14 protein-coding genes are annotated in these 22558 nt (G+C 53.6%); 5 read left to right on the top strand and 9 right to left on the bottom strand.

What is annotated here, in order from left to right; translation table 11 throughout:
- Nucleotides 1-136: 136 nt before the first annotated feature.
- The 6 genes from baeR to NNO02_RS09145 are packed head-to-tail and all read right to left on the bottom strand — an operon-like array spanning nt 137 to nt 11118.
- Nucleotides 137-859, bottom strand: coding sequence for a two-component system response regulator BaeR (baeR, locus tag NNO02_RS09120; RefSeq protein WP_137382236.1), 723 nt, complete (start codon nt 857-859; stop codon nt 137-139).
- Nucleotides 856-2259, bottom strand: coding sequence for a two-component system sensor histidine kinase BaeS (gene baeS, locus NNO02_RS09125; RefSeq protein ID WP_137382237.1), 1404 nt, complete (start codon nt 2257-2259; stop codon nt 856-858). Before baeS ends, baeR begins: the two co-directional genes overlap by 4 nt.
- Complete coding sequence (locus NNO02_RS09130; protein WP_271454621.1) at nt 2259-3671, bottom strand: MFS transporter; 1413 nt, start codon at nt 3669-3671, stop codon at nt 2259-2261. The genes baeS and NNO02_RS09130 overlap by 1 nt, the downstream gene beginning before the upstream one ends.
- Nucleotides 3668-6748, bottom strand: coding sequence for a multidrug efflux RND transporter permease subunit MdtC (mdtC, locus tag NNO02_RS09135; RefSeq protein WP_271454622.1), 3081 nt, complete (start codon nt 6746-6748; stop codon nt 3668-3670). Before mdtC ends, NNO02_RS09130 begins: the two co-directional genes overlap by 4 nt.
- Nucleotides 6749-9871: an MdtB/MuxB family multidrug efflux RND transporter permease subunit gene (locus NNO02_RS09140; protein ID WP_271454623.1), complete on the bottom strand. Its 3123-nt coding sequence runs from the start codon at nt 9869-9871 to the stop codon at nt 6749-6751.
- Complete coding sequence (locus tag NNO02_RS09145) at nt 9871-11118, bottom strand: MdtA/MuxA family multidrug efflux RND transporter periplasmic adaptor subunit (protein ID WP_271449361.1); 1248 nt, start codon at nt 11116-11118, stop codon at nt 9871-9873. Before NNO02_RS09145 ends, NNO02_RS09140 begins: the two co-directional genes overlap by 1 nt.
- Before the next feature lie 279 nt (nt 11119-11397).
- On the opposite strand from NNO02_RS09145, the gene NNO02_RS09150 reads away from it, so the two are divergent.
- Nucleotides 11398-11457 carry a type I toxin-antitoxin system Ibs family toxin gene (locus tag NNO02_RS09150; protein WP_109017525.1) on the top strand — a complete coding sequence of 20 codons (60 nt, stop codon included), beginning with the start codon at nt 11398-11400 and terminating at the stop codon, nt 11455-11457.
- Nucleotides 11458-11556: 99 nt separating this feature from the next.
- On the opposite strand, the gene yegD is transcribed toward NNO02_RS09150, so the two are convergent.
- On the bottom strand, nt 11557-12909 hold the full coding sequence (gene yegD, locus NNO02_RS09155) for a molecular chaperone (RefSeq protein ID WP_271454624.1): 1353 nt from the start codon (nt 12907-12909) through the stop codon (nt 11557-11559).
- Between the two features lie 136 nt (nt 12910-13045).
- On the opposite strand from yegD, the gene alkA reads away from it, so the two are divergent.
- Nucleotides 13046-13915 (top strand): DNA-3-methyladenine glycosylase 2, encoded by an 870-nt coding sequence (gene alkA, locus NNO02_RS09160; RefSeq protein WP_271454625.1) that lies wholly within the window; start codon nt 13046-13048, stop codon nt 13913-13915.
- On the opposite strand, the gene NNO02_RS09165 is transcribed toward alkA, so the two are convergent.
- On the bottom strand, nt 13883-17212 hold the full coding sequence (locus tag NNO02_RS09165) for a diguanylate cyclase (RefSeq protein ID WP_271454628.1): 3330 nt from the start codon (nt 17210-17212) through the stop codon (nt 13883-13885). The two genes, alkA and NNO02_RS09165, sit on opposite strands and share 33 nt — an antisense overlap.
- Nucleotides 17213-17527: 315 nt before the next feature.
- On the opposite strand from NNO02_RS09165, the gene udk reads away from it, so the two are divergent.
- The 3 genes from udk to asmA all read left to right on the top strand — a co-directional run bounded on the left by udk (nt 17528) and on the right by asmA (nt 20722).
- Nucleotides 17528-18169, top strand: a complete 642-nt coding sequence (udk, locus tag NNO02_RS09170; protein WP_005128328.1) for a uridine kinase — start codon at nt 17528-17530, stop codon at nt 18167-18169.
- A 91-nt stretch (nt 18170-18260) separates the two neighbouring features.
- Entirely contained in the window at nt 18261-18842 is a 582-nt protein-coding gene (gene dcd / locus NNO02_RS09175; protein ID WP_003036774.1) for a dCTP deaminase, read from the top strand.
- A 26-nt stretch (nt 18843-18868) separates the two neighbouring features.
- Entirely contained in the window at nt 18869-20722 is a 1854-nt protein-coding gene (gene asmA, locus NNO02_RS09180) for an outer membrane assembly protein AsmA (RefSeq protein WP_271454626.1), read from the top strand.
- 43 nt (nt 20723-20765) lie between these two features.
- Here asmA and NNO02_RS09185 read toward each other — a convergent pair whose 3' ends face one another.
- Nucleotides 20766-22349 (bottom strand): TerC family protein, encoded by a 1584-nt coding sequence (locus tag NNO02_RS09185; RefSeq protein ID WP_271454627.1) that lies wholly within the window; start codon nt 22347-22349, stop codon nt 20766-20768.
- Between the last annotated feature and the right edge of the window lie 209 nt (nt 22350-22558).

The raw sequence follows: 22558 nt of genomic DNA on the forward strand, positions 1-22558 counted from the left end.
CGCTTCACTGAATGAAGCGGTTGGGGGAGTGCCCCCATATTAAGGGCGGGCATTGTATCGCTGCGTGACGGGCAGGTAAAGTTATTGTGCCGGGTGGGCGTTTTGCCTTACCCGGCCTTGATTGACGTCTGGTAGATTAAGCAATCCGACAGGCATCGGCTTCCCAGCGATATCCTACGCCATAGACCGCGCGGATAAACGACTGCTCTGCATCCAGCGATTCCAGTTTGCGGCGCAGGTTCTTGATATGGCTGTCGATGGTGCGGTCGGTAACGACGCGGTAGTCATCGTAGAGATGGTTGAGCAATTGCTCGCGGGAGAACACTTTTCCCGGTTCATGCGACAGCGTTTTGAGTAAGCGAAATTCAGCGGGCGTCAGGTCGAGCATTTTTCCACGCCACGATGCCTGAAAACGGCCTTCATCGACGATCAGAGGACTTTCTGCATCCATCTGTTGCAACTCGCGCTGTGGTTTACAACGGCGCAGGATCGTTTTCACTCGTGCGACGACTTCCCGCGGGCTGTATGGTTTACAAATGTAGTCATCTGCACCGATCTCCAGCCCCAGCAGGCGGTCAATCTCTTCGATTTTGGCGGTCACCATCATAATCGGGACATCAGAGAAACGACGAATTTCCCGGCACAGAGTCAGACCGTCGGTACCTGGCAACATCAGATCTAACAAGATAAGATCGGGCGGCGTCTGGCGTACGTAAGGCAACACCTGATCGCCGTGATTGATGAGCGTAGGGGCATAGCTTGCCGCACGCAGGTAGTCGATGAGCAGTTGCCCCAGCTTGGGCTCGTCTTCCACGATCAGAATACGCGGCGTGTTTTCATCAATAGGTAACTCAGTCATACATCTCTCTGTAAGTCGCGTTCCAGCGGTAACTCTACTGTAATGCTAACCCCGCCAAAAGGCGAATGGGCGGCGCGGATCAGACCATTATGCGCCTGGACAATGTTGACGCAAATCGCCAGCCCCAGCCCGGACCCTCCGCTGGCCCGGTTACGGGACCCTTCGGTGCGATAAAAGCGTTCGAATAGTTTCTGTAGCTGTTCGTCGCTAACGCCGGGGGCGGAATCGGCGAAGGTTAATAACACCATTCGCTCGCGCTGTTCGGCGCTGATATGCAGACCGCCACCGCTGTCGGTGTAGCGTAGGCTGTTTTCTAGTAGGTTGTTAAACAGTTGCATCAGGCGATCCCTGTCGCCAAAGACCGTCATGCTGTCCGGGAGTGAAAGTTGGATCGTCAGTCCACGACTGGCGAAGCGTTCGCGAAACGCGCCGCTCGCCACTTCCAGCAGAGGGATCAGGTCCAGCGAGGTTTTCTGGTAGGCCAACGCACCTTCATCAGACATAGAAAGCTGGTGGAGATCGTCTACCAGTTTGGTGAGCGTACCCACTTCGGCCTGCAATGAGGCTACCGAATCCGGGGTGAACTGACGTACACCATCCTGAATAGCTTCGAGTTCGCCGCGTAAAACTGCCAGCGGCGTGCGCAGTTCGTGAGAGATATCAGCCATAAAGTCCCGGCGCATCTGCTGGTTTTTTTCCAGCGTACTGGCGAGCTGGTTGAAATCCTGCGCCAGTTTGCCCAGTTCATCGGTACTGGTGGGGACCACGCGGGTGGTAAAATCGCCGGCAGCCAGTTTGTGTGTGCCTTCCACCAACCGCTTAACCGGGGCCAGCAGGCTGCGCGCTAGCGTAAACGTCGCCAGCGCGGCAAGGATCGTGGAGAGCGCCACGATAAGCCAACTGGATCGTCTTTGCTGCATGTCGAAATTGATATCCGTATTCCGCGTTAAACGTTCTACGGGCGAGGCGATCACGGCACCCACTTCGCTGCCGTTAACGCGTATGGGATGGCGCATGCCGTCGCGAGGAACTGGGCCGCGTGGGCCGACCAGCACGCGGGCACTTTGATCGACCACCCAAAATTGCGTACGCCAGCCGTGCGGCGGCATGCCGGGTCCCGGTTTATCATCGTCATTGTCGTGTTCAAAAGAGCGCAGGATCTGGAAAACAAAACGATCGTTATTGCGTAAGAATCGCCAGTTGCCGTGCTGCTCGTACTGCTCGCTTAACGCATCGCTGAGCATTTGCAGCCGCTGTTCGTTGCCGTGCTTGATATAGTCAATAAAACCACGTTCGAAGCTAATACGGACGGCCCAGTGCATGCTGATCAGCAACACAATGCAGGTGGCGAAAATAGCCAGAAAGAGTTTGCCGGTGATACCGGGCCGCCAGAACTTCATCAGGTGCTCCTTTTGCGCCGTGAAATCACCGCGTTGGTCTGCGTGTCGTTCGGCACGCGGGCAAAAATGATGGCTGGTAGTGCAATAAGAAACGCAATGCACAGCCAGGTGTACATAAAGACGGTATGCGTAGACGCGCTGTCGATGGCGATATGCTGCTGCCCGAACATGCCTAACAACAGACCGGCGATGGTTACCCCGATACTCATCGACAGTTGCATGATCATCGACAGCAGGCTGTTGCCGCTGCTTGCGAGTTCATCCGGCAGGTCTTTTAGCGTCAGCGTGTTCATTGAGGAGAAGCGGGTAGAATTGACCATTCCCTGTAAGAACAGTATGAACGGCAGGGCGTAATACCAACCGAGTAACGCGGTGCTCATCAGCAACAGGCTGACCATCGACAGGGCAAGCGTGGTGGTGACCAGTACGCGACGGTAGCCAAACCGGTTGACGACCTGAACCACGATGCGTTTCATTCCCATACTGCCCAGCACCATCGGGATCATCATCAATCCGGCATGAAATGGTGAAAAGCCCAATCCAATCTGCAGGAAAACCGGGGTCATGAACGGTAACATTCCGCTACCAATCCGCCCGGCAAAGCTGCCGAACAGGCCTAACGAGAAGGTGTGTGTACGAAACAGATGCAGGCTAAACAGTGCACGAGGGTTGTTGTGGGCATGTTTCAGATACAGCAGGATCGCCAGTACGCCACAGATTACCAGCGCTGCCAGCGTGATGTGGGAAATGCCGGTTCCCTTACTACCATCGAGCGCTAACGTGAGTACCGCCATGCCGACAGCCAGCATTATGAATCCAGAAAGATCGAAACGGCGAGTTTGCATGGTGTAGTTGGGCATCAGCATTAACGTCGCTATTGCCCCGACAATGCCAACCGGAATGTTAATCAGAAATATCCAGTGCCAGGAGGCATATTCCACCAGAATACCACCTAATGCCGGGCCCAGAAGAGGACCAATCTGACCGGGCAAGGTGACGAATGTCATTGCCGCCATGTATTGCTCGCGTGGGACGATTTTCATCACCGTCAACCTGCCGACGGGTACCATCATCGCGCCGCCTACACCTTGTAACACGCGAGCCATCACCAGTTCATCCAGTGTTCCGGACCAGGCACAAAAAAGCGATCCCAGCGTAAACAGAATGATTGCGGTGAAGAATATATTGCGCACACCGATTTTATCGGCCAGCCAACCGCTGGCAGGGAGCATTACGGCGACGGTAAGTACATACGACACAATGACCATGTGCATATGCAGTGGACTTTCCCCGAGACTTTTGGCCATCGAGGGAAGCGCGGTGTTGACGATGGTGGTATCCAGCGACTGCATAAAAAAGCCAAATGCCACAATCCAAAGTTGCCAGCGGGTGCTGTCGGGAAGTTCTGTCATAACTCTGCTACCGGTTTGCTGTTTTTACGCGAAAAACGCAGACGCAGACGGTCGAAAAAGAGATAGACCACCGGAGTGGTGTACAGCGTCAGTAGCTGACTGACAACCAGCCCGCCAACAATGGTTATCCCCAATGGTTGACGCAGTTCAGAGCCGTCACCTGCGGATAATACCAGCGGCAGCGCACCAAACAGGGCCGCCAGCGTGGTCATCATTATTGGGCGAAAGCGCAGCAGGCAGGCCTGGAAAATCGCTTCTTCGGGCTGCAACTTGCCATTTCTCTGCGCTTCCAGCGCAAAATCGACCATCATGATGGCGTTTTTCTTCACAATGCCAATTAATAGCATGATCCCTATCAGGGCGATTAGGCTGAACGGGGCATTGAACAGCTCCAGCGCCAGTAAGGCCCCAACGCCAGCAGAAGGCAGCGTGGAGAGAATAGTCAGCGGGTGAACATAGCTTTCATACAGCATACCCAGCACGATATAGACGGTGGCGATGGCGGCGATAATCAGGATCACCTGTGAGTTCATGGTGTCCTGAAATACCTGTGCGGTACCCGCAAAGCTACCGCGTACCGTCGACGGTACTCCAAGCTGGGTCATGGTTCGGTTGATGGCCTCCGTTGCTTCAGAGAGTGAAGAACCGGTCGGCAGGTTAAATGATACGGTTGAGGCGGCAGACAACCCCTGGTGATTCACCGATAGCGGCGCATTTGCCGGTTGCCATTTGGCAAAGTATGACAACGGTATTGCTTTGCCATCGCTGTTGATGACGAACATTTTGTCCAGGGCGCTGATATCCTGGGTGTAGCGTGGGTCGACTTCCATCACCACTTTGTACTGGTTCATCGGCTGATAGATGGTTGAAATTTGCCGCTGACCAAAGGCGTTATTCAGCAGGCTGTTGGCAGCTTCAACGTCGATTCCCAGACGTGACATGGTGTCACGATCGTAGGTCAGATTCATTTCTGCGCCGTTGTCCTGCTGATCGGAGTTAACGTCCGCCAACTGGGGCAGGGCGGCCAGCGCCTTACGAATTTTCGGTTCCCATTCGCGTAGTGCGGCGAGGTCATCTGACAACAGAGTGTATTGGTAGCTGGCATTAGCTTGACGACCGCCGACGCGAATATCCTGCACCGCCATTAGAAACAGGTTTGCGCCGGGTTCTTTGGCAAGCTTCACACGCAGGCGGTCGATCACCTGTTGCGCTGTTTCGTGACGTTCTCCACGTGGCTTCAGGGTGATAAACATCATCCCACTGTTGACGCGTGAGCCGCCGGTAAACCCGGTGACGTTATTCACCGCAGGATCGTCGCGGATGATCTTCATAAAGTCCTGCAGTTTGCCCCGCATCGCCTGAAACGAAATGCTCTGATCGGCCTGGATTCCGCCCATGAGCACGCCAGTATCCTGCTCCGGGAAGAAGGTTTTGGGGATTGAAATATAGAGCCAGACGTTCAGGGCAATGGTTGCGAGTAGCACCACGCCCACCATGCGTGTGTGGCGTAGCACCCACTTCAGCGAGGTGGCGTAGCTTTGTTGTAATGCCACCAGTACACGGCCAAATCCCCGCTTACGCGATTGTTCGCGTGGCGTGCTGGATTTGAGCATCCAGCCACACATCATCGGCGTCAACGTCAGCGATACCAGCAATGAAATACCGATAGCCACCGACAGGGTGACGGCAAACTCGCGTAACAGACGGCCTGGCAGCCCGCCCATTAACAGCAGTGGCAGAAACACCGCCACCAGCGACAGGCTCATGGAGAGAACCGTGAAACCCACCTCGCGCGTGCCCCGTAGCGCCGCCTGTAACGGTTTCATTCCTGCTTCGAGGTGGCGAGCAATGTTCTCCAGTACCACAATGGCATCATCGACGACAAAACCCGTCGCGATGGTTAGGGCCATTAACGACAGATTGTTGAGGCTAAACCCACACAGATACATCGCGGCAAACGTACCAATCAGCGAGACCGGAACCGCAACGGCGGGGATCAGGGTGGCACGCCCGGAGCGCAGGAAGACAAACACCACCAGGATAACCAACGCTACGGAGATAATCAGCGTTTGTTCTACTTCAGCCAGCGAAGCGCGGATAGTGGGTGAACGATCCTGGGCGATTTGTAGATCGATAGCGGCAGGAACCAGGGTTTGTAACTCCGGTAGTTTGGCGCGAATGCTGTCGACCGTCTGAATAATATTGGCTTCCGGCAGTTTGCGGATCATCAACAGAATGGCCGGTTTGGCATTGGTCATCCCCGCATTGCGTACGTCCTGCACTGAATCACTGACAGATGCAACATCCCCCAGTCGCACAGCTGCACCGTTGTTATAGTGGATGATAACTGGCTTATATTCCGCCGCGGTTTTTAGCTCATCGTTGGTTTGTACCTGCCAGCGATGGGTTTTATCTTCGATAGCACCCTGTGGTTTACGCACGTTGGCGTTATCGATAGCGCTACGCACCGCGTCCAGCGATACACCCTGGTTAAACAGCGCCTGCGGATTAAGCCCCACACGCACGGCGGGAAGAGAGCTTCCTCCGACATCCACATCACCGACACCGTTGATTTGTGCGATGGTCTGCGCCAGTTGCGTCGATGCGAAATCGTATAATTCACCTTGCGAGTACGTGTCCGATGTTAGCGTCAGGATCATGATTGGCGCATCGGAAGGGTTGGCTTTGCGATACGTTGGTCGGCTCGGCATCCCGCTGGGTAGCAGACTTTGCGCGGCGTTAATCGCGGCCTGAACGTCCCGCGCCGCGCCATTGATGTCACGGTCGAATTTGAATTCGAGAATAATACGCGTACTGCCAAGCGAACTGCTTGATGTCATTTCGTTCACGCCCGCAATGCGCCCCAGCGAGCGTTCCAGTGGGGTTGCTACAGATGACGCCATTGTTTCTGGTGATGCTCCCGGTAGTGATGCACTGACCATGATTACCGGGAAATCAACCTGCGGCAGGGGGGCCACTGGCAACAGGCGAAAGCCAAGAATCCCGCACAGGGTAATCGCCACCGAAATGAGAATGGTCGCGACCGGGCGATGGATGAAAAGCGCAAAAAATTTCATTTACGCTTCCTCTTCCTGGCGTGGGAAGCGGTTCCTGACGTACAGCGATAAACGGTCAAAAAGCAGATAGATGACGGGCGTGGTAAACAACGTCAGGACCTGGCTTACCAGCAGACCGCCAACCATGCCAATACCTAATGGACGGCGTAACTCTGCACCTACACCGGTGCTTAGCATCAGTGGCAACGCACCCAGTAGCGCTGCCAGCGTGGTCATCAGGATAGGGCGAAAACGCAGCAGACAGGCCTGGAAAATGGCATCGCGGGGTGACATTCCCTGCTCACGTTCCGCAGCAAGGGCAAAGTCGATCATCATGATGGCGTTTTTCTTCACGATCCCGATGAGCAAAATAATGCCGATGATCGCGATCACGTCCAGTTCGCTGCCGGCAATCATGAGCGCCAGCAACGCCCCGACACCCGCAGTGGGAAGTGTAGAGAGAATCGTAATCGGGTGAATAAAGCTTTCGTACAATACGCCGAGCACGATATACATCGCGACCACTGCCGCCACAATCAGCCAGATGGTGTTGCCCAGAGCAGCCTGGAAGGCCAGCGTACTGCCCTGGAACTGAGTGGTGATATTTGCGGGCAGGTTAAGTGTTTTTTCGGCATCCTGAATCGCCTGTACCGCATCGCCCAACGACTGGTTATCTGGCACATTGAACGAGATAGTCGTCACCGGGAATTGATCGAGATGGTTAATCGATAGCGGGGCAAAACGCTGCTCAATGCTGGCGATAGCGCTGAGCGGTACGATCCCGCCATCGCTACTGGTCAGACGAATGGTATCCAGTGCTGCAAGTCCAGGTGTGCTGTCAGTGTTATGCTCTAACACCACGCGATACTGGTTTGCCTGCGTGTAGATAGTCGAAATTAAACGCTGTCCAAAGGCGTTATACAGGGCGTTATCGACATCCGCCATACTGATCCCTAAACGGCTGGCGCTGTCACGATTGACGTTCACATACGCGACCAACCCTTGATCCTGCCAGTCGCTGCTAACATCAGACAATTGTGGTAACTGCTGCAGTTTTTCAAGTAGCTGTGGGACCCACGTGCTGAGGGCGTCAAGAGAGTTAGCTTGTAACGTAAACTGGTATTGCGTTCGGCTGACCTGGGTATCAATCGTCAGATCCTGCGTGGGTTGTAGATAAAGGTCAACGCCAGGGACTCTGTCTACCTCATCCTGCAATCGGGCGATCACCTTCTGAACGCGGTCGTCGCGCTCATCCAACGGTTTAAGATTAATTTGCAGACGAGCACTGTTCAGCGCGGGGTTAGTGCCGTCAACACCCACGAAGGCCGTCAGGCTTTCTACCGCAGGATCGTTGAGGATCACATCGGAAACCTGGCGTTGACGCTGGGCCATGCTGGCAAATGAACTGGATTGCGGAGCCTGCAGCGTACCCTGAATAATGCCGTTATCCTGAATCGGGAAGAAACCTTTTGGGATAAACACCCACAGCATGACACTCAGGGCCAACGTACCGAGGGCTACGCTAAGCGTCAACCACGGGTGGTTAAGTACTTTTGCCAGCCAGTGGCCGTATCCGGCAATCACCCGATCGAACATTTTTTCTGAGGCGCGGGAGAAGCGGTTTTGCTTACGCAATGACGCCTGACTGAGCATGCGCGCGCACATCATCGGTGTAAGGGTGAGCGATACGACGGCGGAAATCAGAATCGCCACTGCCAGCGTAACGGCGAATTCACGGAACAAGCGCCCGACGATATCGCCCATGAATAGCAGTGGGATCAATACTGCAATCAATGAAAACGTCAGGGAGATGATGGTAAAACCAATCTCGCCTGCACCTTTCAGGGCTGCGGTCAGTGGCTTTTCCCCTTTTTCGATATAGCGCGAAATATTCTCGATAACCACAATGGCATCATCCACCACAAAACCCGTGGCGATGGTCAGCGCCATCAATGTCAGATTGTTGATGGAGAAATCAAGAAACACCATTACCGCGAAGGTCCCGATCAGCGATAGCGGAACGGCAACCGCAGGAATGATGGTGGCAGGAATATTGCGCAGAAACAGGTAGATAATCATGACGACCAACGCAATCGCCAGCATCAGTTCGAACTGAGTGTCGGCAACGGAAGCGCGAATATTGGTCGTACGATCCGAAAGTACAGTTACCTTCACCGATTTCGGCAGGCTTTCCGTCAGTTGCGGCAGCATTTGCCGAATACTGTCCGCCGTGGAGATAATATTTGCGCCTGGTTGACGTTGTACGTTCATCACGATGGCTTGTTGTTTGTTGGCCCATGCCCCAAGCCAGCTGTTTTCTGCACCTTGTTCGACGGTTGCGACATCACCCAGTCGTACCGGTGCACCATTTTTATAGGCAACGATTAACTGGCGATACTCATCGGCAGACTGCATCTGGTCATTAGCGGAAAGTGTAACGGCGCGCGTTGGCCCATCAAGACTCCCTTTGGCGGAATTGACGTTGGCGCCGGTAATCGCCGTACGGATGGTTTCGCTGGTCAGGCCGAGCGCTGCAATCGCCTGGGCATTAAGCTTCACGCGGACCGCCGGACGCTGGCCGCCAGAAAGTGTCACCAGGCCAACACCAGATACCTGGGAGATTTTCTGCGCGACGCGGGTTTCCACCATATCTTCCACTTGCGTCATCGGCATGGCGCTCGAGGTGACGGCCAGCGTCATGATCGGCGGATCCGCTGGATTAACTTTGCTGTAGACCGGTGGGTTAGGCAGGTCACTCGGTAATAAGTTGGTGGCGGCATTGATGGCGGCCTGAACTTCCTGCTCAGCAACATCCAGTGGCAGGGTCAGTTGAAACTGCAACGTGACGACCGATGCACCACCGGAACTTTGGGAGGACATTTGTTTCAGGCCGGACATCTGCCCGAACTGGCGTTCAAGCGGAGCGGTAACCGCCGACGTCATGACATCCGGGCTGGCTCCGGGATAGAGCGTTATGACCTGAATGGTGGGGTAATCCACTTCTGGTAATGCAGCAATGGGCAGGAAACGATAGCCGATAATACCGGCAAGCAAAATCGCGACCATCAGTAACGTGGTGGCGACAGGGCGCAGAATGAACAGGCGGGACGGGCCGCCTGTATTGCCGGGAGGTAACACCTGCATCAGGAGCTCGCTCCTTTTTTGCCATACCCGCGCGGTGCGGTTTTGTCGTCGCTGCCAGTGGCGGCGTGAGCCTCCACGACCTCGACTTTAGCCCCTTCCGTCAGACGATCAATACCGTCGGTTACGACGCGATCGCCCGCGGACAGCCCGGCGGAGATAACGACATTCTGGCTGTCCTGAATACCCGGTTTAACCAGATGTTTGCTGACTTTGTTGTCGTTGTTCAGTACCCAGACAAAGTGGCCTTCGTTACCCATTTGTAGTGCGGCAGTCGGGATCACGACGGCATTATGTTCCGTATCGACGAGCATGCGAGCGTTAACAAACTGATTCGGGAACAAGGCATCGTCCTGGTTGTTAAAGCGGGCCTTTGCTTTGATGGTGCCGGTGGTAGCGTCAATCTGGTTGTCGAGGCTCAGCAGCACACCTTCGCTCAGTTTTTTCGAGTTGGTACGGTCCCAGGCCTCAACTTTTAGTGGCGTCCCCGATTTCTGTGCCTGTACTACGGTCGCGATATCGTTCTCTGGCAGAGTGAAAACCAGATCAATAGGATGGGTTTGTGTAATGACGACAATCCCGGTGGTATCGCTGCTGGATATCTGGTTACCCACATCCACAAGCTTCAGGCCCACCCGACCATCAACAGGAGCCGTTATCCGGCTCCAGTCGAGTTGTAATTGCGCGCTGGCGACGCTGGCTTCATCGGCTTTTATCGTCCCTTGTGTTTCGTTGACCAGCGCCTGTTGTGCATCCAGTTCCTGACGAGAGACCAGATTCGTTTTGACCAATTGCTGATAGCGGGCGAGGTCGCGACGAGCATTGGCTAGCGTGGCTTTATCTTTCGCTAGCTGTCCCTGCGCCTGAGCCAACGCAACGTTAAACTGGCTCGGGTCGATCTCGGCCAGCAGATCGCCGGCTTTCACCTGTTGCCCTTCCTGAAAGTGTATGGCGATGAGTTGGCCGTCCACGCGACTGCGTACCGTCGCGGTGTTCGCGGCAGTAATGGTACCCAGCCCGGTCAGATAGCGTGGAACCGCTTGTTCGACTGCCGTCGCCGCCTGAACCGGAGCCAACGGACCGGAACGCATTCCTCGCCGTCCCGTTGCCGGAGCGGGTTGTGTCTGACGGGTCGCGCCGGGGGCTGTTCCCTGAGGTTCGCTGCGACTTTGCCAGAACCAGAAGGCGGCGATGGCGGCCACGACGATCACGATTACTATCACCCAGCGGGATTTGTTACGGCCTTTCATTGTTATGAGTTTCTCATCCTGAAACGTTTCGCGGAATGATACTAGTTTAGCCAGTGAACAAGGGAGAAAAATGGAGGAATTATGAAACACTGTCGGGATTCGTCTGAATGACGGCGCGGCTTTGCGAGGCATTACGCAACAATCAGCAGCGAAAATCGCCAATGCGAAATAGTGTGTCAGAGTGTGGTCAAGGCAATAAGGAGGTAAGCCAGAGATTTCAGCGGGACGCTGGAACGGGAAAACCCCTCCCGAGGAAGGGGCCAAAAAAAGGAAAGGGTTATGATGAAGCAGGTCATCATACTGGTGATACTCTTAGTCATTAGCTTACCGGCTTACTAAGACACCAGGGGGAGGGTAAAACCTCCCTAACCCTCACTCCTGAAAGTAATCCACAGTAACGATGATGTCAATACGTACGCTTTTCAGCCTGCGAGCGACTTAGCGGAAAACCACTTCCGCCCAGCGAGCCAGCCCTGCGGTGACAGAGCCAAAGTCATCGCCACCGGCGATAGGGATCCCCGGAAGCTGTTCAGCAAGGGCTTTTTTGATCAGCGGTGAACGGGCGCTACCGCCGGTCAGATAAATGACATCCGGTTTTTCCTGCGCGTTATCCAGCGCTAACTGAACCTGCTCAAGAATACGTGCCAGCGGTTGATTTAACGCCGCTTCCAGTCCTTGCTGGCTGATAGCGGTGGCCAGCGCATCGCTGATAAATGGCAGTGCCGCGGTAACGTTTGTCTGGTCAGAAAGCGCAATTTTGCTCTCTTCTGCGCTGCGTACCAGGCGATAACTCAGGCGTTCACGCCAGACTTTAAGCAGCAGCGCCACTTTGTCTGCTTCACGTGCATCGCGGATCAGATCGTTGAGTAAACGTCCGTTGGCGGTGCTGTAGAAATCACTTTGTGCTGGAACATCGTTGATCGCGACCGCGTTCCACCAGGGTAAAATCGGCAATGCGATGCCTTTTTCCGTTTCGCCGCCCATACCCAGCAGTGGCATCAGATGTTTAAAGGCTAACGCAATATCCAGATCGTTACCGCCCACGCGGCAACCGCTGTGTCCCAGCAGGCTGTTTTCGCGATCGGCGCGCTGATGCCATTGCGGTCCCATTAGCAGTAGCGAACAGTCAGTGGTACCACCGCCGATGTCCACCACCAGTACGCGTTTTTCTTCCTGCAAGGTTGCTTCAAAATCCAGACCCGCGGCTACCGGTTCGTACTGAAAAACAACATCCTGAAAACCAGCACGCTTTGCCGCACGCGCAAGGATACCCTGCGCCTGGGCGTTGGCATCATCACCGCCTAACCCCTGGAAGTTGATCGGGCGACCGATAACGGCCTGGGTGATCGCTTCCGGTAGCTGGTTTTGCGCCTGATTGCGAATATGCAGCATCATCGCGCAGACCAAATCCTCAAATAGCGCAACCTGCTGCGGCTTCAGGCCGCTGGCACCCAGGAATGATTTTGGCGATTTAACAAAGTAAACCTCTTCCGGATCGTCAATGTATTGCGCCAGTGATGCCAGACCAAACTGCACGCTATTGGCGCTAACATCGATGTCTTCATCGCGGTTATAACGCATCGCACGACTCAGTAGCGCCTGTGTTTCGGCATCCGTCGTGGGGACATCATGATGGCGATACAGCCATTCGCTCACCGCTTCACGCGTAGGCGCACAAAGCATTGAGGGCAGTAACGTGCTGTTATTTTCCATTTTGAGCAGGTGTGGCTGCCCGTCACGCATTACGGCTACTGAACAGTTTGCCGTACCGTAGTCAAAACCAATAAACACCGTAAAAATCCCCATGCCCGTGAAGAAGGGGCGTGACTTTAGCGAAATGTTGCCGCCCCGACAACTGGAATATGAAAGCAAGGCGTATCGATTGAATACCGTTTATGCTGTAGGTTTAACTAAAAAGGGAACCTGAATGTTAACACTGAGCTGGCAGCCGCCTTATGACTGGTCCTGGATGCTAGGGTTTCTTGCCGCCCGTGCGGTGGAGGGGGTCGAAACCGTCGGGGAGTTGTATTACGCCAGGAGCCTGGCAATCGGTGAGTATCGCGGGCTGGTGAGTGTAGTGCCTGACCTGAAGACACACCAGCTTCAGGTCAGGTTAAGTCCAGGTTTACAGCCCGTTGCGCCAGAATGCCTGGCTAAAATTGAGCGGTTGTTCGATCTTGGCTGCTGTCCACAGCATATTGTTAACGCTCTGGGCAGCCTGGGCGCAGCGCGTCCTGGCTTGCGGCTACCCGGCTCTGTCGATGCTTTTGAACAAGGTGTGAGGGCGATATTAGGCCAGTTAGTGAGCGTTGCCATGGCGGCAAAACTGACCGCGAAAGTTGTACACGCCTACGGTGACAGGCTTGATGACGCGCCTGAGTATGTGTGTTTTCCCACACCACAAGCGCTGGCTGCTGCTGATCCTTTGCACCTGAAAGCCTTAGGGATGCCGCTCAAACGCGCCGAAGCGCTCATTCATCTGGCACGAGCAGCGCTTACCGGAAGGCTTGCATCGGTTGCACCAGCCGATATTGAGCAAGGCGTAAAGTACCTACAAACGTTTCCCGGTATAGGGCGCTGGACTGCCAATTATTTCGCGCTACGCGGTTGGCAGGCGAAAGATGTTTTTCTCCCTGACGATTATTTGATTAAACAACGCTTTCCGGGCATGACGCCAGCCCAGATCCGGCGTTATGCCGAGCGCTGGAAGCCGTGGCGCTCCTATGCGTTATTGCATATCTGGTATACGGAAGGGTGGCAGCCGTCAGTTGATAGCGAAGTTGCTGGTATTGAGTAGCAGATCCAACGGCTGAGCATCAGCAATGATGTCGCCGTAGATCATATCGATACCGATACCAGAAAGTGCGTCCATAATCAGCGGCATTTGCACGGGGCCGGCGATCGTTTTGATATCCAGACGCTGTGCATGGCCCTGGATAATAGAAACCCACATTTCATCCATCAGGTTGCCGTGAACACTGGCGCTGATATCACTATCGAGTAACAGGTAATCGACGGTGTGAAACTTCAGGTTTTCAAAGATCTCTAAGTCGCGCCCAACCTGGCTTAAAATAATCCGACAACCCGCGTGACGAAGCCGCTGAATGGCCGATAGGCTCTGAGCTGGATGCGATTTCATCACTCCGGCTGGAATGGTCAGGTGTAATAATCGTGGTGGTAGCGGGCTACGTTGCAACTGTTCTAGCAGTTCATCCACAAGTTCGGTACTCAACAGTCCGGCGGCAGAAAGGGGAAGGGCAATACTGAGTCCCTTACTGGCAATCGCCGTCGCTGCATGCTGGAAAAATTCGTTAAAAACCCGGCGGTCAAGCGCATGATTAAGCGCAGGGTCAACAAGTCCGGTACGGAAGATATGCTCTTCGATAACATCACCGTCCTCTGTTCCCAGACGCAGTGAGAGTAGCCAGAAGCTGAATGTCTCAGGAATGCGTGGAGAGGCCACACCCCGGGCGATCATGAGCATCGGGTTGTGCGCAATAATGTGCTTCTGTTCATCAAACGACAGCAGTTCCCGTGAGGTGTGCGTCTGACTTTGCTGAGGCTCATACACGCAGACCCGGCCACGTCCGCTGTTTTTGGCGGCATAGCAGGCGATATCCGCCTGGGACATAACCTCAGTCGCGACATGATTTTTCTCATCGATCAGCGTAATACCCGCACTGGCACCTATGCGGTGCAGACGGCCGTCCCACATGAACTGATACTCGTTGATGGCGCTGATAATACGGCCAGAGATAAAGCGTGCGCTTTCGATGTTGCAATCTGGCAGCAACAGGCCGAATTCATCGCCACCGAGACGCGCCAGTACATCGCTGGTACGTAGCATGCTGAGCATCAGAGAAGCCAGTTCGCGCAGCAGGGCATCGCCTGCAGCATGGCCCGCGCTATCGTTCACGGCTTTAAACCGATCCAGATCGATAAAGACCAGAACATGACGTTGATGCGTATCGTGTACGGCTTGCAGCAATTGTTTCAGATGGTTTTCAAAGCTGACCCGGTTAGCAAGATGGGTGAGATCATCGTGCGACGCGCTGTAGCTCAGTTGGCGTAACATCTTACGCGACTCGGTGACATCCTGAATGACCAGCACGGAGCCAATGCTGCCGCCGTCAAGGGTACTGAGTGGCGTAATGCTGTACTGAATGTCGTAACTGCTGCCGTTACGGCAATGCAGAACCACCTCCTGCTCTATGGCAGTACGCGACATATCGGCACTGTAGATGTTTTCCATCAACGGGCCGTTATCGCCAAAGGTAATACGCAGCACTGTCAGTAACGGAATACCTATCGCGTCGTCCTGCTGCCAGCCGCTCATCTTCTCGGCAACCGGGTTCATAAAGGTCACGTTCATGTCGACATCAATACAAATCACCGCTTCGCCGATCGAGTCCAGCGTGATGTGCAGGCGCTCTTTTTCCTGGTACAACGCTTCGTTGAGTTGCTTCACTTCGGTCATATCCAAATTGATGCCGAGTAAGCGTTCAACTTCTCCGTCTTTATTCAGTACCCGGTTAGCCAACGAGCGGATGTGTCGCACGCCGTCACGTACTGCAATACGAAATTCGAGCTTAAAGGGAATTCGTGCGGCCAGAGAGTCGCGAATCACATTTTCAGCATGCTCGCGATCTTCTGGTACGACGCACTCGTACCAGACTTGCCAACTGGGTTTGATATGCGGCGGGACTTCATAGAGATCGAACATGCGCTTATCCCAACTGATCACATCGGGTTGCAGTTCCCACTCCCAGATACCGATACCGCCCGCTTCGTTGGCGAGGGTGATGCGCTCCATCAGCCGCTTATTCATCCACTCGGTGTGTTTCAGGTCGTTTATGTCTTCGACCTGAGCAATAAAGTAGAGCGGGGTGTTGTCGCTGTGGCGTACCAGCGAAACGGCCAGCAATGCCCAGACGACTTCGCCTGCGCGCGTGTAATAGCGCTTTTCCATGGAGTAGCTATTGATTTCACCACGGGCCAACATGCCGAGTTGTTCGAGGTCGTTATTCAGATCTTCTGGCCAGGTGAGTTGCTGGAAGGTCAGCGCTCTCAGTTCATCCTGACTGTAGCCAAGAAACTGACACAGCGCCTTGTTTGCCTGTAACCACTGCCCTTCGGTACCGACCAGCGCCATGCCAATCGCGGAATATTCCATTGCATTACGAAAACGTGATTCGCTTTCAGAAATGTGTTTTCGCTCGGCCCGAAATGCGTACATCACCATAGTCATCATGTTGGCTGGCAACAGAATCATCAGAAACGGCAGCCACGGAATACTGGTCATCACATTCGTTTTTGGGGCGTAGAGCAGCGATGGGTTGGCAGCCAGCATCAGAGAGACCATCATGACGGTACTGAGGAAAATTAAAAATGCTTCCATACGCGGCAAACGGACGGCGCTCCACATCAGCAACACAATGACGCAGGTAAACGGCCACGGCACGTACATCATGGAGAGCCAACTGAACGTTAAAGTGATGAGCAGCGTGATGAGGGTCTCAAGCAGTAAGCGTGGATCGCGGTGGCGCAGCAGATAATGAGGCTTGAATAACAGACCCAATGGCACCAGCGCCAGCGCGCCGATGGATTCGGAAAGCACCCAAATGAGAAACGTATTTAACGAGGTTCCCTCCGGGAGCAGTAGCCACATCAGTACACCACCTAACAGCGGTGGAATGACGGCGCTACCCAACGCCAATCGCGCCCAGTCATTCAGATTCTGTAAGGGATTGTACCAGGGTAGCAGCTTGCGCAACAACATCGCGCCGGCGACCGCTTCAAGAATGTTGATGGTCGTATAAGTGTAGTTAAGCGAACCTCCAGGAAAAAACAGCAAAGACGCGCCGATACTGCCGAATGAGCATGCCAGCGCGATCCCAGGCCACATTTTCCCCGCATGGCGGTAAAACGCCACCATCATAATTGAGGTTGGAAACCAAAGCGGTGCCAGTTGAGTACCGAAACGCGACAGTTCCAGCGAGAATAGCGTAAAGATAAATGCTACCAGACCTAAACTGGCCAGGCGCAGCAGAGGATGGGGTAGGGTAACTAAAACATGTTGGAATTGTTTACTCATTACCACTTTACCCAAATAGCCGATGTCGGCCAGCAGAGTTACCAGCCGCATCACGTTTAATCTTCGTTTATGCTAGTACAAATAATTTACAATTTATACGCCAGTTGCTCATAAATTAACACGCTCAAGCCATTAATTCCTAAGGCGGGTGAATAAAACTTGAGCCTGCTTTAAAATTAACCGTTTTAATTTGCGACAGGGAAAGCATTGGTGCAGCCTGGGCTGGCATCGCGCTGCTGAAATCCCTATAATTGCCGCGTTTGGCGTTTCGACGCCGCCCTTCCTTACATCCAGGTTAATCAGGTCGCTAAATTTATGACTGATCAGTCCCATCAGTGCGTCATTATCGGCATTGCCGGCGCATCGGCTTCCGGCAAGAGTCTTATTGCCAGCACCCTTTATCGCGAATTGCGTGAACAAGTCGGTGACGAACATATTGGCGTTATTCCCGAAGACAGCTATTACAAAGATCAAAGCCATCTGTCGATGGAAGAACGCGTAAAAACGAACTACGACCATCCGAACGCGATGGATCACAGTTTGCTGTTTCAGCATCTGCAAACACTTAAACGTGGTTCCGCCATTGAATTGCCCGTTTATAGCTATGTTGAACACACGCGCACACAAGAAACTATTCATATTGAACCCAAGAAAGTCATTATTCTGGAAGGTATTTTGTTGCTGACGGATGCGCGTTTGCGTGATGAAATGAACTTCTCTATTTTTGTTGATACGCCGTTGGATATTTGCCTGATGCGCCGTATCAAGCGGGATGTGAATGAACGTGGTCGTTCAATGGATTCGGTGATGGCGCAATACCAAAAAACCGTACGTCCGATGTTCCTGCAATTTATTGAGCCTTCAAAACAATACGCCGATATCATCGTGCCTCGCGGGGGTAAAAATCGCATTGCTATCGATATTCTGAAGGCGAAAATCAGTCAGTTCTTTGAATAAGTTCAGCGAATTGTGTACCGTTCAGTGATAACCTGGTTCACCCTTAACGCGCCTGGCATTAAGGGGTTGAAGCACGAAAGGAGAAAGTGCCATGCGTTTATGTGACCGAGATATTGAAGCCTGGTTGGATGAAGGTCGTCTGTCGATCAATCCACGTCCTCCTGTCGAGCGTATCAACGGCGCAACGGTAGATGTGCGTCTTGGAAACAAATTTCGTACGTTCCGCGGTCATACGGCGGCGTATATTGATTTGAGCGGGCCGAAGGATGAGGTCAGCGCTGCGCTTGACCGCGTAATGAGTGATGAAATTGTCCTCAAAGACGGTGAAGCGTTTTTCCTGCACCCGGGTGAATTAGCGCTGGCGGTAACGTTCGAATCCGTAACGCTGCCTTCCGACCTTGTTGGCTGGTTAGACGGCCGTTCTTCGCTGGCACGTCTGGGCCTGATGGTACACGTTACGGCACACCGTATTGATCCGGGTTGGTCGGGGTGCATCGTGCTGGAATTTTACAACTCAGGAAAATTACCGTTGGCGCTGCGCCCCGGTATGCCGATTGGTGCACTGAGCTTCGAACCGCTTTCCGGCCCGGCAGCGCGACCTTACAACCGTCGCCAGGATGCGAAGTATCGCGATCAGCAGGGCGCGGTAGCCAGCCGGATCGATAAAGACTGAGTGTTTTTCAGTCCATTGGGGATAGCATGAGACGATTTCTGACGACGCTGATGATTCTTCTGGTCGTGCTGGTGGCCGGTTTCTCTGCGTTAGTATTGTTGGTGAATCCGAACGATTTCCGCGCATACATGGTGAAGCAAGTTGCTGCGCGTAGCGGATATCAACTGCAGTTGGATGGTCCTCTGCGCTGGCACGTATGGCCCCAGTTGAGCATTCTCTCCGGGCGCATGGTGCTAACGGCCGAAGGTGCCAGCGAACCTCTGGTTCGTGCCGACAATATGCGTCTGGACGTCGCCTTGTGGCCGTTGTTGAGCCACCAACTCAGCGTAAAGCAAGTCATGCTCAAAGGCGCGGTGATTCAACTTATACCTGAAACCGAGGCTGTGCGCGGAGTCGATGCCCCTGTTGCGCCAAAAGATAATACACTGCCGGATCTGGCAGAAGATCGTGGATGGTCGTTCGATATCGCTCGCCTGCGCGTGGCTGACAGCGTTCTGGTATTCCAGCATGAAGACGATGAACAGATAACGGTTCGTGATATTCACCTGAATATGGAACAGGATGCCCAGCATCGCGGAACGTTCGATTTCACCGGTCGCGTTAACCGCGACCAGCGCGACCTGACGTTGTCCATCAGCGGTGCTGTCGATGCGTCTGACTATCCGCATGATTTAGTCGCTAACATTGAGCAGCTAAGCTGGCAGTTACAGGGCGCTGACTTGCCGCCGCAGGGGATCCACGGCCAGGGTCAGCTTCAGGCTCGGTGGCAGGAAGAGAAAAAACAGCTCGCTTTTACTCAGATTAACTTAACGGCGAATGACAGTTCACTCGCCGGGCAAGCTCAGGTAACGCTGGCGGAGAAACCTGCATGGGACGTCGATCTGAAATTCGGCCAGCTCAACCTGGATAACCTGATCGTACAGCATGACGCTCTGGCGGCGACAGATACCGGGGCACAGCAGAGTCAGAGCCAGTCGACGCTGGCGCGGCCGGTCATTGCCTCGCAGGTTGATGCCGTCTCTTATCAGGGGCTGCAAGGATTTTCCGCCAATATTGCACTACAGGCGGATAAAGTTCTCTGGCGGAAAATGGCATTTGATAATGTTTCTGCAAAAATCGTCAATCAGGCTGGCTTGTTGAATATCAATGAGTTGCAGGGAAAAAGTGACGGTGGATTGATCTCGCTTCCTGGCTCGTTGGACGCCAGAAAAGGCTCACCACGGGCAGTCTTTCATCCACGGCTGGAAGGCGTAGAAATTGGCACTATCCTGAAAGCCTTTGACTATCCGATAGCCCTTACTGGCAAGTTGTCACTGACTGGCGATTTTTCGGGCTCTGACATTGATGCGCAGGCATTTCGTCACAGCTGGCAAGGACAGGCCAATGTTGAGATGAGCGGCACGCGTATGGAAGGCATGAACTTCCAGCAACTGGTGCAACAGGCGGTTGAACGTAGCGGCGGCAGTGCAAGTTCACAACAGGATTTGGATAATGCGACGCGGCTGGATCGCTTTGTGACCGATCTGACTCTGGATAACGGCAAGGTTACGCTGGATAACATGGAAGGGCAGTCCGCCATGCTGGCGCTTTCGGGTAAGGGCACGTTAGATCTGGTTGAGCAAAATTGTGATACTCAGTTTAACGTACGTGTGCTGGGCGGATGGAATGGGGAAAGCAAATTGATCGATTTCCTCAAAGCGACTCCGGTTCCGCTCAGGGTCTATGGCAAGTGGCAGTCGTTAAACTATAACCTGCAGGTGGACCAACTCTTGCGTAAGCATATGCAGGATGAAGCAAAACGTCGATTGAACGACTGGGCCGATCGCAACAAAGACTCTCGCAACGGCAAAGATGTTAAAAAGCTGCTGGATAAACTCTGATCTCTATTGCCGGATGTCGCTTTAGCGCCATCCGGCATATCGCTTATACCTCGTAATCCATCTCTTCTTCACTGCGCAGTGGTATCAACTGGACTTTCTGCACCCGATGGTTTTCTACTTGCAAGGTTTTCAGCAAATAGTCTCCAACCTGTACTTCCTCTCCGGTTTTCGGGATGCGCTGCAGATACTCCATTAACAACCCGGCGATGGTGTGATACTCACGTTTCTCATCTAATGGGATCGGGACATACTGCACCAGGTCTTCCAGCGGCATATGACCGTTTGCCGTCCACGACCCATCGGCATTTTTCTGAATATCATGACGAGCGTCGATCTCTTCAACTTCATTTGGCAAGTTACCCGCGATGGTTTCCATCACGTCGCTCAGCGTCACGATGCCTTCCACCGAACCAAACTCATCGGCCACAAAAGCGAAGTGCGTACGGGCATTACGGAACTGCTCCAGCGCCGGAAGGAGCGGCAGGGTTTCCGGGAATACCAACGGCTGGCGAAGTAAGACGCGCAAATCGAGTGGTTCGCCACGCAGCGACTGTTGCAGAAGGTCAATCACATGCACCACACCGAGCAGTTCTTCCTGTTCATCTTCTCCGGTTACGACCAGACGCGTATGCTGGTTTTTCTCCAGTAGTGTGCGAATTTCTGCTTCCGGCGCATTGAGATCAATATGCTCGATATCATGGCGTGACGTCATGATGCTACTGACGGTTCGCTGATTGAGGTTCAGTACGCGCTCAACCATCCGCCGTTCCTGTGGTGCAAAAATCTGGCCTTCATGATGATCCGCCAACATGGCGGCAGTTTCGGCATCCAGCTCGGCATCTTCTTTTTGACCACTTATCAGGCGCATCACCGCCTCGGCGGTACGCTGGCGTAACGTGTGGTTAGCCGACAGAAAACGACGACGGTTAAAAATAGCCAGCTGGTTCAGGGCTTCTATCATGACCGAGAAGCCGATAGCCGCGTACAGATAGCCTTTCGGTATGCGAAAACCAAAGCCTTCCGCGACCAGGCTGAAACCAATCATCAGCAGGAAGCTCAGGCACAGGATAACGATCGTTGGGTGGCTGTTAACAAAGCGGGTCAACGATTTACTGGCCAGCATCATCAGGCTGATGGCAATAATCACCGCCGCCATCATGACGGCCAGATGATCAACCATGCCAACCGCGGTGATCACCGAGTCCAGTGAGAAAATGGCATCCAGTACCACTATTTGCGCGACCACGCCCCAAAATTTCGCACCCCGACGCTGGGTGGGATTGTCGCTGTCTTTCCCTTCCAGCCTTTCGTTAAGCTCCATCGTCGCTTTGAACAGCAGGAAGAAGCCGCCAAATAGCATAATCAGGTCGCGGGCACTGAAGCTGAAGTCCCGAATGCTGAACAGAGGTGTGGTCAGCGTCACCAGCCATGATATTGACGCCAATAGCAGCAGGCGCATAACCATCGCCAGTAGTAGCCCGGTAATACGCGCCTTATCCCGCTGGGCTGGAGGGAGTTTCTCCGCGAGGATGGCAATAAAAACAAGATTATCAATGCCAAGAACGAGTTCTATCACGATTAGCGTGACGAGTCCGGCCCAGATTGACGGATCGGCAATCCATTCCATAGTAAATGCTATACCTATAGTTATATGACAATTGTCACAATTCGATCATGGGTAAAATCGACGAAAAATGCAATGGCGAGAAGGGATTTCTCTTCCGTTTATATCAGGATAGGAGGGAGAGAGTAGCCTGAAGGTAACTGCAAGAAATGGTTTTATTTATCCACTTATATTTAGGAAATATCGCAGGCTGGATATTTATATATTAACAT

Source organism: Citrobacter sp. Awk 2 (assembly GCF_028069815.1).
Lineage (GTDB): Bacteria > Pseudomonadota > Gammaproteobacteria > Enterobacterales > Enterobacteriaceae > Citrobacter.